We start from the raw sequence: 16512 nt of genomic DNA, 5'->3' as shown, positions 1-16512 counted from the left end.
ATTCTATATAGGCTGGTGATGTAAAGTGGAAAGAAGATATTTAGCAAACTATAACGTGAATTCCTGTGAAAGCAAGAGCTTTGATGTAGTTATAATTGGAGCAGGAATAGCAGGACTCTATACTGCTTTAATGCTTTCTAAAAATTTAAGAGTAGCGGTTTTAAGCAAAAAGGATGTATATGATTGTGATTCATACCTGGCTCAAGGAGGAATTGCAGCAAGTATACAAAACGATGACAGACAGCTTCATGTAAAGGATACTATAAATGCAGGATGCTATGTTAATGATTTGGAAGCTGTAAATGTGCTTGTAAATGAATCTGAGAAAGCTATAAATGATTTGGTTCGTCTTGGAGTTAAATTTGATAAAAACTCCCAAGGTAATTTTTATAGGTCTTTTGAGGGAAATCATTCCATTGCAAGGATACTTCATGTAAATGGAGATTCTACAGGAAAAGCTATAATGGAGGTTCTTGTAAACCAGGCTAAAAATGCTTCTAATATAGAAATAATACCTAATATCTTCGCCTTGGATATTGTTGATAACAAAAACAAATACTGTGGTATAATGGCATTTTACAAAAATAAAGTTGTTTATTTAAAGTCAAAATGTTGTATAATAGCCTCTGGTGGAATTGGACAGTTATTTTCTAAAACTACGAATGTAGATGTGCTTACAGGAGATGGAATTGCCATGGCAATAAGGGCAAAGGTAACCTTAGAAGATATGGAATACATTCAGTTTCATCCTACAGCTTTATACTCTAAAAATAATGAGGAAAAGATGTTTCTAATATCTGAAGCTGTAAGGGGAGAAGGTGCCGTACTTAAAAATAAATGTGGAAACAGGTTTATGAAAGAATATGATTCAAGGATGGAACTTGCTCCTAGGGATATTGTAGCTAGGGCAATTAGTGATCAAATGAAAAAAACTGATTCTAATTATGTTTACTTGGATGCTACTATGTACGAAAAAAATTTTTTAAAGAATAGATTCAATAAGATTTATAGTGAATGCGAAGAAAATGGTATAGAAATATATAAGGATTACATACCTGTAACTCCAGCTGAACATTATTTTATGGGTGGTATTAAGGTGGATCTGTTTGGAAGAGCTAGTATGGAAAACCTTTATGCAGTTGGAGAATGTGCTTGCACTGGGGTTCATGGAGCAAATAGGCTTGCTAGTAATTCTTTAATGGAAGCTCTGGTTTTTGGAAAAAGGGCTGCAGAGGACATCTTAAATAAAGTAAAAGTTATAGATGAAGATAATTTTGAAGACAGTGTATTTATTCCTCAATGTAAAGAGAGTTACATGGACTTTTCAAAACTTAAACAGAATCTGAAGATATTAATGGAAAATAATTTGGGAATAGTTAGAAGAATTGATAACATTAAAAGTGCACTAGAGGTTGTAGATGAAGTTCTGTTTAAATTTCAATATATAAATTTTAAAAGTATCGAGCAAGTAGAAGTTTATAATATGTATGAAGTTGCTAGAAGTATAATTATGGCTACTTTGGAAAGTAAGACTTCCATAGGAAGTAATTATATTGAGGATTATTCTAAAGATAACGTAGTTTTGAGGTGATTGAATTTGAATTACTTAATAGTTGATAAATTAATAAAAAATGCTCTTATAGAAGATATAAATTATGGTGATGTTACTACAGATAATTTGCTTTTGGGAAGTGAGGTTTCAAAAGGAAGATTTATTGCGAAGGAGCCAGGTGTTATTGCTGGAATTGATGTGGCTAAAAGAGTATTTGAAATTGTGGACAGCAGTATAATATTCAACGTCAAGATAAAAGACAGTTCCAAAGTGGAGAAAGGCGATGTTATTGTAGAATTAGAAGGAAATTCTAAATCTATATTAAAAGGAGAAAGGGTTGCCCTTAATATACTTCAAAGAATGTGTGGAATTGCAACTAAAACTAATAGGATGGTTGATTTAGTAAAGGATTATGATGTGAAAATAGTAGATACAAGAAAAACTCTTCCTGGATTTAGAATTTTGGATAAGTATTCTGTTACAGCAGGAGGAGGATACAATCATAGGCTGAACTTGTCTGATTTTGTAATGATTAAGGATAATCACATAAGGGCAGTAGGTTCTATAACGGAAGCTGTTAAAAGAATAAAAAATAAAATTCCATTTACAGCTAAAGTAGAGGTAGAAGTAGAAAATCTGGATCAATTGAAAGAAGCAGTTAATACTGAAGTTGATGTAATTATGTTGGATAATATGGATGTAGATACTATGAGAAAGGCTGTGAAATTTGTAAATAAAAAGTTTATTTTAGAAGCTTCGGGAAATGTCACCGAAAATACTATAGGGGATATTGCTTCTACAGGTGTTGATATAATATCTATAGGTTCTCTTACACATTCTGTAAAAGCGCTGGATATAAGTTTAAGGTTTATATAAAGTTCCTAATTTTAAAGTCATGAATAGTATATTAAGAGGAACAAATGAGGTGATGACATTGGCTATAGAAAACTTGAAAGAGTTAAAAAGTCAATTGGAACTGGATGCAACTAGATTAAGAGAAAGTATATGCATAAAAGACAGTCTTTGTGTTAAAGATAAGATATGGGATACTGATGAAATGTTTCAAGATATAAAACAGAGGGTTATACTTGAGTATATTGAAAAACTACTGGATAAAATTGATGCAAAATAAATTTAAAGTGGGGCGTCACACTAAGCTTGAATACTACAGTATGTTGTTTCAACATATTGTATGTAAATTACTTAGTGCAACAGCCCCATAAATACTATAATAATAAAAACTCATAGATATAAAGTAAAAAAGTGAAATAAAAATTAAAAATAATACTTGATTATATTAAAATTACGTAGTATTATAGATTTAAATTAAATCTTAGTAAATAACTATGAATTGCGATGATAAGAAGAGTAGGTTATAATTTGACTATTACAGAGAGGATTTCCCTTGGATGAAAGGAGATCTTAGTTGATGATAATTGAAGTGCATCTTGGAGCTCTGAATTGAAGTTTAGTAGACTTCAGCGTATATGCCCGTTAAAGCATTGAGGTATGATTGTACCAAAAATTAAGTTGTCTTATATGTGTATTTTTTTATAGGATAAACAGAGTGGAACCGCGGAAGTAATCCTTCTGCCTCTGAATTGAGGCAGAAGGATTTTTTGTTTTTGAGAATCCGGAACTCAAAAATATAATATTTCAAAATAATTGAAAATTTTTTATATTGAAATTATTTATAAGGAGGACAATAATCATGAATTCTGTAGGATATTTTGATTCAATTGCAGATAAATGGGACGTAATAAGAGAAGATTATTTTGAGGACAAATTAAAATATATAGCACTTTCACAATTTAATATAAAGAATAAAATTTGTGCAGACCTAGGATGTGGAACAGGATTTATATCACTTGCACTTGCACAGGATGCAAAACTTGTATTTTCTCTGGACAATTCCAGAAACATGTTAAAACAGCTTCATAGTGAAGCTTTAGATAAATCAATTAAGAATATATATCCAATAAAAGGTTCTATGTCGGATTTACCGCTCTTTGATGAATCTATTGATGCTGTATTTGTAAATATGGCTCTCCATCATGTAGTAGATGCAGAAAAGGCAATTAATGAAATTTATAGAGTGCTTAAAAAAGATGGAACTTTTGTCATATGTGATGTAGAAGAACATGATGGAGAATGGGCAAGAATTGAAATGCATGATGAGTGGCTTGGATTTTCTCATAAAATGATAAGCCACTGGGTAAAAAATGCAGGATTTAAGGATATACAGGTTGAAAGTACAGGACTTAAATGTACAGGATATTCTAGCAAAGGTGAATGTACTGAACCGGGAATATTTATGGCTAAAGGAATCAAGAGAGGAGAATAAAAAGATGAATATAGAATCATTATTAATACACGGTGGGGTTGATGGGGATAAAACTACAGGAGCAGTTAGTGTTCCAATATATCAGACGTCAACCTATAAGCAAAGTGGACTTGGAGAAAACAAAGGATATGAATATTCAAGAACGGGAAATCCAACTAGAGAAGCACTTGAAAAACTTATAGCAGAACTTGAAGAAGGTAAAAATGGACTTGCATTTGCCTCAGGAATGGCAGCTATAACTGCCGTGCTGACACTTTTCAAAAGTGGAGATAAAATAATAATATCAGACAACGTATATGGTGGAACTTACAGGGTACTTGATAAAGTATTTAAAAATTTTGATTTAAACTACGAATTGATTGATACAAGTGACCTAGAAAAAGTTGAAAGTAGTATTACAAAAGAAGTAAAGGCAATATATATTGAATCCCCAACTAATCCACTTATGGATATAACAGATATAAAAAAGATATCTGAAATTGCAAAGAAAAATAACCTTTTGACTATTGTAGACAACACTTTTATGACACCTTATCTTCAAAAACCAATAGAACTTGGAGCAGATATAGTACTTCACAGTGCAACCAAGTATTTAGGTGGACACAGCGACTTAGTTGCAGGACTTGTTGTTGTAAATGATGAAAAGTTAGCTGAAAGATTGTATTTTATACAAAATTCAACAGGTGGAGTATTAGGACCTTTTGACAGCTGGCTTTTGATAAGGGGAATAAAAACATTGTCAGTTAGAATGGATAGACACCTTGAAAATGCAGCCTATATAGCTCAATTTTTAAATGAAAGTCCTTTTGTAGAAAAAGTCTATTATCCGGGACTTGAGAGTCATAAAGGCCATGAAATTCAGAAAAAACAGGCTAGAGGTTATGGAGCTATAATTTCCTTTGTACTGAAAAAGGATATAGATATAAAGAAATTTTTTAAGAATTTAAAACTTATAACTTTTGGAGAAAGTCTTGGGGGAGTGGAATCTTTAATGTGCCATCCTGCTACTATGACCCATGCAGCTATACCTTATGAAATAAGGCAAAAAGTTGGAATTGTAGATAATTTGGCAAGACTTTCTGTTGGAATAGAAAATAAAGAAGATTTGGTAAAAGACTTAAAAAAGTCAATGGAGCTTTCAAAATAGAGTTTGATAAATAATTTGATTGGGGGATTTTTAAATGGAAGTTTTTGATGATATAAAGGAAATGATAGGAAAGACTCCTATATTAAAAATAAATGAATTTGATTTAAAAGATGGCGTGAATATATATGCTAAACTTGAGAATTTCAATCCAGGAGGAAGTGTAAAAGACAGAATTGGGGATTATATGATAAAGCAGGCAGAGAAAAGAGGAAAGTTAAAGAAAGGATATACTATAGTAGAAGCTACAGCAGGAAATACTGGACTTGGAATTGCACTTGGAGCACTCAATAGGGGATATAGAGTAGTATTTGCGGTCCCAGAGAAATTTTCCATAGAAAAGCAAGTGCTTATGAGGGCACTTGGTGCAGAAATAGTGCATACTCCTGAAAAAGACGGCATGCGAGGGGCTATAGAAAAGTCAAAAGAACTTCTAAGCAAAATTCCCAATTCCATATCACTTAGTCAATTTGAAAATGAAGACAATCCACAGACTCATTACCTTACAACGGGTCCTGAAATATATGAGCAGTTAAATGGTAAGATAGATTACTTCGTAGCTGGAGCTGGAAGTGGGGGAACTTTTACAGGAATAGCAAGATATTTAAAAGAAAAAGATAATAATGTAAAAGCTGTATTAGCTGATCCAGAAGGATCTACTCTTGGTGGCGGTACTGAAGAACACGGTTATGCCATTGAAGGTATAGGAAATGACTTCCTGCCAGATACTATGGATTTAAAATTAGTTGATAAAGTCATAAAGGTAAATGATGAGGAGGCATTTTCACTAGTTAAAGAATTGGCTAAACGTGAGGGATTGATAGTAGGTTCATCTTCTGGAGCAGCAATTGCAGCTGCGTTAAAACTGGCTAAAACCATAGATAAAGGTAATATAGTTACAGTATTTCCGGATAGAGGAGACAGGTATTTTAGCAAAAACTTATATGAATAAATAAAAGTTTCATTTAAATATTAAAAAAGTAGACAATGGGTATTTGAACTGCTCCCTGTCAAGTAGACAGGGAGCATATCAATTTGTATCCATTGTCTGTTTTTTTATAACCTTAATATTAGGATAAAGTTTTTCTTTTATTGTCATCTTCATTATATTCAAAATTACATTCTTTAAGAGGTACTATTTTTGTCTTCTTAATAATCTTGTATCCAAGATACAAAGATATAAATATAGGAATACACAAATAATTTGTTACAAAATCAAACCAGCTAAATGTTTTAGCTTGAAATACCCATATGTTAGAACCAAATATAACAATTATACAAAGTATGATAGATATAATGGGGGCAAATGGATATAACTTAGCTCTATATTTTAAATCATTTAAACTTTTACCTTGGGAAATGTATGCTTTCCTAAATCTATAATGGCAAATAGCTATACCTAGCCATGCAAAGAAGGCTGTGATACCAGAAGCATTATAGAGTATGTAATATATTTTTCCATCTCCAATCAAAGAGGCGAAAAAAGCAAAACAAGCAATAACAGTTGTGGAGTATAAAGCAGTTGTAGGAACACCATGTTTGTTTACTTTTGATAAAAATTTAGGTGCTTTTCCTTCTTTGGATAGGGAATAAAGCATACGTGAAGCTACATAGAGGCCTGAATTACCGCAGGAGAGAACTGATGTTAAAATTACTGCGTTCATAATACTTGCTGCAATTGCTAGGCCAGATCTTTTAAATACCATGGTAAAAGGACTGTATGAAATATTATCTGCCCCACTTTTTAATAAGTTTGGATCAGTAAAAGGAACTAAAAAACCAATTACTATAATTGCCCCCATATAAAATAGTAAAATACGCCAGAAAACATTTTTTATAGCTTTAGGAACATTTTCTTCAGGATTTTCCGATTCACCTGCGGCAAGGCCAACTATTTCTGTTCCGGAGAAAGAAAATCCTGCAACTAAAAATACATTAATAATAGCAGATATTCCGCCAACAAAAGGCCCTTTCTTTCCAGAAGCATCTGATAGTACCCAATTACTTAATCCAGGTGATTTTCCACCTAAAATGCCAAATATCATGAGAACGCCTACTATAAGGAATACTATAATTGTAATAACTTTGATACTTGCAAACCAATATTCACTTTCACCGTAAATTCTTGCTGAAAGAATATTTAAGATAAAAATTATTACTAAAAATAACATACTCCATAAAGTAGTATTGGTATTTGGAAGCCAGAATTTAACAATCATTGAACCTGCAACTAATTCAGCAGCAACGCATATTGCCCAGCAAAACCAGTAATTCCATCCAAGGGTAAAACCTAATGCAGGATCAATAAATCTTGTAGCATAAGTTTCAAAAGATCCTGATATAGGCAGTAGTGTTGCCATTTCACCGAGGGATGTCATCAAGAAATAAACTAAAATTCCCATAATTACATAAGCTAAAACAGCTCCACCAGGTCCAGCTGTGCTGACAGCGCTTCCACTGGCGAAAAATAAACCAGTTCCAATTGACCCTCCTATGGCAATCATGTTCATATGTCTGGCTTTTAAAGTCCTTTTAAGTTGACCTTGTTCATTTGCTTTTGAATTTGTGTCCATTTTAAATTTCCTCCTTTTGTCTAACAATAAAACATATAGTTATTTACCTATGGGACACGCATATTCACATGTTCTGCAGTATTTTATAACATTAACAGGTTCTTCTGTAGAAACTTCAGGTATATTCATAGGCTTAATACTAGCTACATCTTCTTCCATTTGTATATTACACAAGGTTCTATCAAAATTCCCTACTCTTCCAGGAAGTTCATTTCTACCTAATTCTGAAGAAAAATATATTTCCTTAGCAAATGCACCTTTTTTACATTTTTCCCAGCACTTAATTTTGCAGCTTTTACATGGATCGTATCTAGAAGGACCAGTTGATTGTAAATCCAAACTTAAACCAAGTGCTCTTAATCTTACATGCGGACCATATTCAGGTGTGACTAGTAAGTTATTTCTACCTATGCATCCTAGTCCAGCTGTTACAGCTGAATCTTTTAAGAATATGCCACCCTTTTCAACATGATAATTAAAAGAATAGGTTTCTACACATTCCTTTTCTAATATGCTTTTAACATCTTTGGTAATACTAATTAATTTTTTGTTGCCTATGGTGTTGTGATCTTCAATCCAATAATCCACAGCAGGGTTGTCTATAGGATGATGATAAGCTAAAATAAGTACACTTTTTATTCCCTGGGGCCATAGAACTTCTGTTAGAAATTTATCTTTTTCTCCACGCATATAAGTTCCAACACCATTATATTTAGGCATCTTAGGTACTACAGTAAAGGCAGGGGCTTTTTTTAGGTCCTCAACATTTGCAATGCCTGCTAGAGAAGCTCCAGTTTTTAGTGCAAGTTTTATAATTTCTTTTGATGTAAGTTTGTCCATAATTTGTACTAATGTATTTTAATATGTAAAAATACATTATTCACTTCCTCTCTTTAAGTAATGTATTTTAAATTCATGAATTTTTTACTGAAAAATAAAAAATCCTCTTTCCAAAAAGAAGAGGATAAATAGCGTAGGTTATTACGAGAGTTTATTAAAAAAACATCTCTCCCTCATCTTTCAGAATTATTATGATCTGCTGGAATTAGCACCTTTACATGTTTACGCATAGGAAAAACATGAGGTTGCTGAAACTTCATAGGGCCAGTCCCTAAGTTTCTCTTGATAAGGATTTATTTAATTTTTTGTAAAATTCTTATTAACTAATATGTATTATATATGTTATGCTTTTCAATGTCAATAAAAATCTAATTATGTTACAGGATATATGATTAAATTAAATGCTTATGCAAAATATGCAAATATTTTATGTATAAATTACAATAATATGCGATTACCATTGAATTTTGTAAAATTTTAGTGTAATATATTTTATATTACTACATTGATAATAGCACATTTATCGAAAGGTAAAGTCGCAAAGCTATGGGTCTAAAGAAAATTATTTTCTATGATTGCCAGGTTACCAAATTATAGTTTTAATAATCAATATCTATACTTATAGTCTGGTACCTATTTATATATTAATAGGTACATTTTTAATTTGTAAAAGTTTTCAAATCTGTATTAGAAAAAGCAAATTTGAAATGAAGTGACATAGATGTATTAGTCTATCCTTCTATATTATCAAAATATATATCGTCAACAATATCAATTTTATTGTGTAAACAATTAAATTAACGATATTAGTATGTTTTGTTTATCTCAGTTTGCACTTAAAAATATAAAAAAATTAATATATTTAGGGGGACATAAAATGAACACTAAAGAAGAGAGCTTTCAGATAACTTTTAATAAAAAATCACTTAAAGTTGTGCTAATAATTTATATGGTATGCTGTGTTCTATCATTTTTATTTTATTCTTCAATAAAATTACTTGGACTTAATGACAACATAAGTGTAATTTCTTTAATTATGCTTGGAATATTTGTTTTAATTTATGGCCTTATATTTTATAAATGTTATAAATGTACAATTACTCAAAATGGTTTTAATATGAAAGCATTTAATATAACAAAAATTGTACTTTTAATAATAACTTATTTTCAGTATTTATATTTGAACTTTACAATGCACTTAAATTCCATATGGCTTATAGTTTTCTTTTTCGTTATTCTTGGAGCCTTGTTTTTTGATATGAAAATGATTATAGAGTCGATAGCTTTAAGCCTTTTATGTCAAATCATAGTATTTGTAAATAATCCTTCAATTTTTCAGGATAAACAATTGATTATTGCAGAAACGGCTATGAAAATCATCACTATTTTTATAACTTTAGCATTAATTTTCATAGTTGTATACTTTGCATCTAATCTATTAAAGTCAATTGGTGATAAGGAAATTGAGTTAAAAAAAGAAAAGCAAAAATTGTTAGATTTATTTGGAAATATAGCTCAAATTTCTGGTACTGTTTTATCATCAAGTGAAAACTTAAGTGCAGCTATTGAAGAACAAACAAGTTCACTTTTGGAAGTTTCAGAGACAAGCCAATCTGTATCAAAAAGTTTTGGTGAAATGCTTGATAAATCAAATAAGAATAAAGAAATATTAAATACTTTATTAAATGCTAATGAGGTTGTTGCTAAAAAAACCAAGGATAGTGAAGATAAAATAAATTACTTTATAAATATTACAGATAAAAATCAGAAATCTTTAAATGATACTCTTTCAATTATTATGGATATAAAAAATAGTATAGAGGATACGTTTAAGTCTACAAAAGATTTAAAGCAAAAATCAAGACAAGTAGATGAGATATTAAATATTATAGGAGATATATCAGAACAAACTAATCTTCTTGCTTTAAATGCATCAATTGAATCAGCAAGAGCAGGTGAAAATGGTAAAGGGTTTGCAGTAGTAGCAGATGAAATAAGAAAATTAGCTGAAGGAACAAAACAATCACTTAATCAAGCAAGTGCAATAGTGGATGAACTAAAAAATAAAATTGATGTAGTTCAAAAACAAATGACGTATAATAGCGAAAAGTCTCAGAACGGTAATAGTATTATTAATGAAACAGTCAGAGGAATAAATGCTATGACTTCCAATTTGAAATTATTTAGTAATAATGTTCTGGATACAAATAACGCTTCTACTACATTATTTACAAAAACTAAAAATGTAGTTCAATTTAATGAAGAAGTATCGAATATGACAAAAGATACAATATCAAAATATGAAATGATAACAGAAACAATATCTCAAAATGCTGCCACCAGTGAAGAAATAGAAGCTAACATTAATGAACTTAGAAATGTTGCTGAAGATATGAATAAACTTATTAAATAGATTTTGGTTATTTCGAATCTATTTATGAAATTGTAGAGATCTATAAAAAATGGAAATGACACTATTTTATTAAAAGGTCATTTCCATTTTTCTATGTTATTGAAGACTATCCAAATTATAAGGTGTCTCTTGATATACATAGTAATTTAGCCAGTTTAGAAATAAAAGGTTGGCATGACTTTTCCAAGTTGCTCTAGGCTGTTTTGCTGTATCATTATGAGGAAAATAATTTTTCGGAATTTCTATGGGCAAATTAGCTGCTACGTCCCTGTCATATTCTGATTTTAATGTTAAGGTATCATATTCAGGATGCCCTGTTACAAAAATTTGACGTCCGCCTTTTGTTGATACTATATAGACTCCGGCATCTTTTGATTCTGAAAGTATTTCTAATTCAGGTACTTTTTCAATATCTTCTTTTTTTACACAGGTATGCCTTGAATGAGGTGCGTAAAATATATCGTCAAATCCTCTAAGTAACTGTGTGTTTTCTTCATTTATTATATGTGCAAAAACACCAAACATTTTTTTATCTAAAATATATTTTGGAATACCAAAATGGTGGTAAAGTCCGGCCTGAGAGCCCCAACATATGTGCAGTGTTGAATACACGTTTTTTTTACTCCAGTCCATTATTTCAGTTAATTCATCCCAATAGTCAACATCTTCAAATTTCAGTTTTTCAACAGGTGCTCCTGTTATTATCATGCCATCAAATTTTCTGCCCTTTATTTCATCAAAAGTTTCATAATACTTGAGAAGATATTGTTCTGAAGTATTTTTTGATCTGTGAGATTTAGGATACATTAATGTTATATCAACTTGAATAGGGGAATTACTAAGCAACCTTAAAAGTTGTACTTCCGTAACGGTTTTAACCGGCATTAGATTCAATATGACTATATTAAGAGGTCTTATATCTTGTTTTAATGCACGTTTTTCATTCATTACAAATATGTTTTCAGCCTTCAGTGTTTTAGAAGCTGGAAGGTCATTGGGTATATTTATTGGCATAAAAAATCCTCCTTTATATATAGGTAGCTTAGGCATCTTCAAAGAAATAACTATTCAGTATGCTAGGATATTTTTTATCAAATGCCTTAATCAAATAAAAATCTTATTTTGCATATTTAAGTAGTGAACAGCTATACAAAGGAATAGGTTAATTTAAATAATTTGTATAATAAAAAAGCTGTTTTCATAAGAAAAACAACTTTTAATACTAATTATATAAACTATTTTCCTTATCTTTCAGAAATAATCTGCTGGAATTAACACCATACATTCAAATGAAAAATGTTGGTTGTCGGGTTTCATAGGGCCAGTCCCTCCGCCACTCTTGATAAGATTTAAATTGATTTTATTTAGTTTATTATATAGTATACTAAAATTAAACTTTTGTCAAATACAAGTATATGAATAAATAAATTGAAAATTCATAACAATGAAGAAAAAGAAATGTTGGTAAATGCTTAATTCTGTGGTACAATAAAAATTAATATGTCATGCTGTTTGTAGTGCTTAGATAGCATGATGTATAAAAGCAATATTCAGTATAATATTAATAAATCAAAGAGGGGGATATTTGATTATGGAATCAAAGTTAGAAAAAAGGTATGGCCTTATTACGGCTATAGCCATGGTTATTGGTATTGTTATAGGTAGTGGTGTATTTTTTAAAGCAGAAAAAGTTTTAACTGCAACAGGTGGAAATCTTACACTTGGCATACTGGCCTGGGTTATAGGTGGTATTATTATGATTTCTTGTGCCTATACTTTTGCTGTAATGGCAACTAAGTATCAATATGTAAACGGTGTAGTGGATTATGCAGAAGCTACTTTGGGCAAAAAATATGCATATTATGTTGGGTGGTTTATGGCACTCATTTACTATCCAACATTGACGTCAGTATTAGCATGGGTTTCCGCTAGATATACTTGTGTATTACTTGGATTCTCAATTACAGGTGGAGAGTGCATGACTATTGCAGGTCTATATTTGATAGCAAGTTTTGCGTTAAATTCACTGTCACCAATTTTAGCAGGTAAATTTCAGGTTAGTACAACTATTATAAAGCTTATTCCACTAGCTTTAATGGCTGTAATTGGAACAGTTGTAGGTGTGGGTAATGGCATGATTGCATATAATTTTACAACAGTAGTAAAGGAAGTCAATACTTCTAATGCATTATTTACAGCTGTTGTTGCTACAGCTTTTGCTTATGAAGGATGGATAATTGCTACAAGTATTAATGCTGAGTTAAAAGATGCAAAGAAAAATCTTCCATTGGCTCTTGTTGGAGGAACTTTTGTAATTATGATTATTTACATACTCTATTATGTAGGGTTAGCTGGAGCAGTAACAAATAAGGTTATGATGGCTGGCGGTGAAGCAGGAGCTAAATTAGCTTTTCAGACAGTTTTTTCATCAGTAGGTGGTTCACTGCTGTTTGTATTTGTTATCATTTCTTGTCTTGGAACTTTAAATGGATTAATGCTTGGATGTACCCGAGGTATTTATTCTTTAGCAGCAAGGAATATTGGACCAAAACCAGATGTATTTAAGCAAGTTGATAATGTAACAAATATGCCTACTAATTCATCTGTATTTGGATTGCTTCTTTGTGGTATATGGTTATTATACTTCTATGGTGCTAACTTAACAAAGCCTTGGTTTGGATTTTTCTCTTTTGATTCTTCCGAATTACCTATAGTTACTATTTATGCATTGTATATTCCTATTTTTGTTATGATGATGAAAAAAGAAAAAGATTTAAACTCATTTAAGAGATTTATAGCACCTATTATTTCTCTAGCTGGATGTGTTTTTATGATAATTGCTGCTTGCTTTTCTCATAAAATGGAGGTTGTTGCATATCTGATCGTTTTTGCAGTTGTAATGATTTTTGGGGCTGCGTTTTCTAAAGAAAAAATTGCGGAATAAGAATAACAATAGAATTGAATGCATAAAAAGCAAAGGGTTAAAGTGTTTAGCCCTTTGTTTTTATATTTTTTTGATATCTATATTAAAAAAGGTATTGACATAAGCATATGTTAGTATTATTATGTTAATAACAAATAGTTAATAACAAGTTTTAAATATGTAGGCGATAATATGGATAAAAAGCAATTTCAAAATCTAAGTTCTATAAATTTAATAATATTTTTAGGAGGAATAAATTATGTTTGGATTTAAATTTATAAAATTTCAACCAAGTGAGTATGTGTTAAAGTATAGGAATGGTAAAATTGTAAGGGAAGGTGCTGGAATATCATTTTATTACTATGTTCCAACCACTTCAATTGTTCTTGTCCCTATTGGAAGTGTGGATTCACCTTTTATTTTTGAAGAAGTTACTTCAGATTTTCAGACGGTTACAGTTCAAGGACAGGTTACTTTCAGAATTGTCGATCAAAAGAAAATTGCAGGAGTTTTAAATTATACATTTGATATGAAGAAAGGAAAGGGATATGTTTCAGATGATCCTCAAAAACTTCCGCAGAGAGTAATAAATATTGTAAGGGTGCTAACTAAAAAGACAATCGAAAATTTAGAACTCAAAGAGGCTATTAAATCAAGTGAAGTACTTGCAAGTGAGATATTGAGTAATATTAAAAAAAGTGAGGAGATAGAACTTCTTGGAATTGAGATACTTGGACTTTCAATATTAAATATCGTTCCAAATAAAGAAACCGCAAGGGCATTAGAAGCTCAGACAAGAGAACAAATCTTGAAAAAAGCAGATGAAGCTATTTATGAGAGAAGAAATGCTTCAATTGAACAGGAAAGACGTGTAAAGGAAAATGAATACAATACGGAGATAGCAGTTGAAAACAAGAAAAAACAAGTTAGAGAAACTCAACTTGAAGCAGAGAGAACTTTCCAGCAAAAGCAAAATGAACTCAAACAAGAAAAGATGAATTTTGAAACTGCACTTGAAGAAAAAAAGAGATCACTTGTCGACATTTCTGTAAAAAATTCAAAAGTTAGAGCTGATGCAAAAGCTTATGAATTGTCAGCTGTTATGAAGTCACTAGAAGGAATAGATTCTAATGTAATACAATCTCTTGCAAGTATTGGAATGCAGCCAAATAAATTAGCAGCACTTGCACTTCAAGAACTAGCAGAGAATGCAGGAAAAATTGGACAGCTCAATATATCACCTGATCTTTTTCAGGAAATACTTAAAGGGAGAAATTAGTTATGATAAGATTAACTGAAAATAAGATAGTTATAATAAAGAGGAAGACAGGACTTGAAGAATTAATTGCAAGATATAATACAATTGAACAAGCAAAGTTTTATATCGAACATCTTGGAAGTGACTTTTCAGATTATGTCACTGAAGATAAAATTTATAAACAAGCTGTATCTAAAGCTCAAAGTCAACTTGAAGAATTAGGCAGAACTCAAATTGTCGATAGGGATTTTGTACCTAATTTTATATTTGGGGGTAATGATTTAGTGGTAGTTATAGGACAGGATGGTCTTGTGGCAAATACTTTAAAGTATCTTTCAAATCAGCTTTTAATTGGTGTAAATCCTGATCCTTCAAGATGGGATGGAGTGCTTCTTCCATTTAAAGTTGATGATCTTAAATTGGTTGTTAAAGATGTTTTTAATGTAAAAAGACAAGTTAAAGAAGTTTCCATGGCGAAAGCAGCTTTAAATGATGGACAGAGTATTTATGCTGTAAATGACTTGTTCATAGGACAAAAAAGTCATGTATCTGCTAGGTACAGTATAAAGTTAGGAAACGATGAAGAACATCAATCTTCAAGTGGAGTTATTGTATCTACAGGTCTTGGTTCAACAGGGTGGCTCAAAAGTATACTTACAGGTGCTGCAAATATTATAAATAGCACATCAAATTCAGATCTTAAAATCAAACAAAAAAATAATCCAGCTTGGGATATTGATTATTTGTACTTTTCTGTACGAGAGCCTTTCCCAAGTAGAACTACAAAAGCAGATATAGTTTTTGGGAGAATTAAAAAAGGATCTCAACTAAAGATATCATCTCAAATGCCTGAAAATGGAGTCATATTCAGTGATGGCATTGAAAGTGACTACCTCAAATTTAACTCTGGTATAGAAGCCACAATCACACTTGCTGAAAAAAAGGGCCATCTAGTTATATGATTTTATGAAACTCTAAGTAGAAAAAAATGATTTAGTAACTTCCGGAAGTTTAATTTAGTCTTTAAAATTAAAGAGCATATTCTTTAGGTGGATTACCTGAAAAATCGGCTATTGCAGCTTTTGCGTCTTTAAGATAAAAAATTTCAAAAATAGGGTTTTCTGCTGATTTGTAAAGTGATTTTACTAGACTACTGTTCTCTATAATAGCTTTTTTAGTTTCCATATCATTTGAAAACACAACTTTACCATTTAATCTTATCCATGCAAATTTTGGACTTGATGTTGAAATTTCAACATAGGGACATTTTTGAAGTTGGGCAAAAACGTCTTTTTTATTGTTTGTGCAGAAATATAGATTTCCTTCTTTCTCAAGCATAAATTGGAAAGGACGTACTTTGGGTTTACCGTCTAATCCTACAGTTGCAAAATATTGCACTGGATTTTCTTTTAAAAATTTTACTACTTCGTTCATGTTAATGAACCTCCTTTAAAATTGAACTTGC

At 31.0% G+C, this 16512-nt stretch carries 14 protein-coding genes and 3 riboswitches; of the genes, 10 read left to right on the top strand and 4 right to left on the bottom strand.

Going from position 1 to position 16512, the window contains the following annotated elements:
- Positions 1-25: 25 nt before the first annotated feature.
- From CLAU_RS02360 to cysK, 6 genes are all read left to right on the top strand, one after another.
- Positions 26-1591, top strand: coding sequence for an L-aspartate oxidase (locus CLAU_RS02360; RefSeq protein WP_023161864.1), 1566 nt, complete (start codon positions 26-28; stop codon positions 1589-1591).
- 6 nt (positions 1592-1597) lie between these two features.
- Entirely contained in the window at positions 1598-2428 is an 831-nt protein-coding gene (gene nadC, locus CLAU_RS02355; protein ID WP_013239089.1) for a carboxylating nicotinate-nucleotide diphosphorylase, read from the top strand.
- Between the two features lie 49 nt (positions 2429-2477).
- Positions 2478-2684, top strand: coding sequence for a hypothetical protein (locus CLAU_RS02350; RefSeq protein WP_029169944.1), 207 nt, complete (start codon positions 2478-2480; stop codon positions 2682-2684).
- 579 nt (positions 2685-3263) lie between these two features.
- A complete protein-coding gene (locus CLAU_RS02345; RefSeq protein WP_023161863.1) occupies positions 3264-3896 on the top strand; it encodes a class I SAM-dependent methyltransferase in 633 nt (210 codons plus the stop codon).
- A 4-nt stretch (positions 3897-3900) separates the two neighbouring features.
- Complete coding sequence (locus CLAU_RS02340; protein WP_013239086.1) at positions 3901-5043, top strand: bifunctional cystathionine gamma-lyase/homocysteine desulfhydrase; 1143 nt, start codon at positions 3901-3903, stop codon at positions 5041-5043.
- Between the two features lie 34 nt (positions 5044-5077).
- A complete protein-coding gene (cysK, locus tag CLAU_RS02335; protein WP_013239085.1) occupies positions 5078-5992 on the top strand; it encodes a cysteine synthase A in 915 nt (304 codons plus the stop codon).
- Between the two features lie 118 nt (positions 5993-6110).
- On the opposite strand, the gene CLAU_RS02330 is transcribed toward cysK, so the two are convergent.
- Together CLAU_RS02330 and CLAU_RS02325 are read right to left on the bottom strand one after the other, a co-directional pair.
- A complete protein-coding gene (locus tag CLAU_RS02330; RefSeq protein WP_013239084.1) occupies positions 6111-7613 on the bottom strand; it encodes an amino acid permease in 1503 nt (500 codons plus the stop codon).
- Positions 7614-7652: 39 nt separating this feature from the next.
- Positions 7653-8453, bottom strand: coding sequence for a hypothetical protein (locus tag CLAU_RS02325; RefSeq protein ID WP_013239083.1), 801 nt, complete (start codon positions 8451-8453; stop codon positions 7653-7655).
- 170 nt (positions 8454-8623) lie between these two features.
- Positions 8624-8745: riboswitch (SAM riboswitch) on the bottom strand.
- Between the two features lie 211 nt (positions 8746-8956).
- Positions 8957-9044, top strand: a riboswitch (cyclic di-GMP riboswitch).
- Between the two features lie 286 nt (positions 9045-9330).
- On the opposite strand from CLAU_RS02325, the gene CLAU_RS02320 reads away from it, so the two are divergent.
- Positions 9331-10866 carry a methyl-accepting chemotaxis protein gene (locus CLAU_RS02320; protein WP_029169943.1) on the top strand — a complete coding sequence of 512 codons (1536 nt, stop codon included), beginning with the start codon at positions 9331-9333 and terminating at the stop codon, positions 10864-10866.
- Positions 10867-10962: 96 nt separating this feature from the next.
- On the opposite strand, the gene metA is transcribed toward CLAU_RS02320, so the two are convergent.
- A complete protein-coding gene (gene metA / locus CLAU_RS02315) occupies positions 10963-11880 on the bottom strand; it encodes a homoserine O-acetyltransferase MetA (protein ID WP_013239081.1) in 918 nt (305 codons plus the stop codon).
- Between the two features lie 227 nt (positions 11881-12107).
- A riboswitch (SAM riboswitch) is annotated at positions 12108-12215 on the bottom strand.
- 242 nt (positions 12216-12457) lie between these two features.
- Here metA and CLAU_RS02310 point away from each other — a divergent pair.
- The 3 genes from CLAU_RS02310 (at position 12458) to CLAU_RS02300 (ending at position 16009) form a co-directional block, all read left to right on the top strand.
- Entirely contained in the window at positions 12458-13810 is a 1353-nt protein-coding gene (locus CLAU_RS02310; RefSeq protein WP_013239080.1) for an APC family permease, read from the top strand.
- A 238-nt stretch (positions 13811-14048) separates the two neighbouring features.
- Positions 14049-15068, top strand: coding sequence for an SPFH domain-containing protein (locus CLAU_RS02305; RefSeq protein ID WP_013239079.1), 1020 nt, complete (start codon positions 14049-14051; stop codon positions 15066-15068).
- Between the two features lie 2 nt (positions 15069-15070).
- Positions 15071-16009, top strand: coding sequence for a diacylglycerol kinase catalytic domain-containing protein (locus tag CLAU_RS02300; RefSeq protein WP_013239078.1), 939 nt, complete (start codon positions 15071-15073; stop codon positions 16007-16009).
- A 67-nt stretch (positions 16010-16076) separates the two neighbouring features.
- On the opposite strand, the gene CLAU_RS02295 is transcribed toward CLAU_RS02300, so the two are convergent.
- Positions 16077-16481 carry a pyridoxamine 5'-phosphate oxidase family protein gene (locus CLAU_RS02295; protein ID WP_013239077.1) on the bottom strand — a complete coding sequence of 135 codons (405 nt, stop codon included), beginning with the start codon at positions 16479-16481 and terminating at the stop codon, positions 16077-16079.
- Positions 16482-16512: the final 31 nt, after the last annotated feature.

Source organism: Clostridium autoethanogenum DSM 10061, from assembly GCF_001484725.1.
GTDB classification, from domain to species: domain Bacteria; phylum Bacillota; class Clostridia; order Clostridiales; family Clostridiaceae; genus Clostridium_B; species Clostridium_B ljungdahlii.
This window is presented reverse-complemented; position numbering and strand designations above follow the sequence as displayed.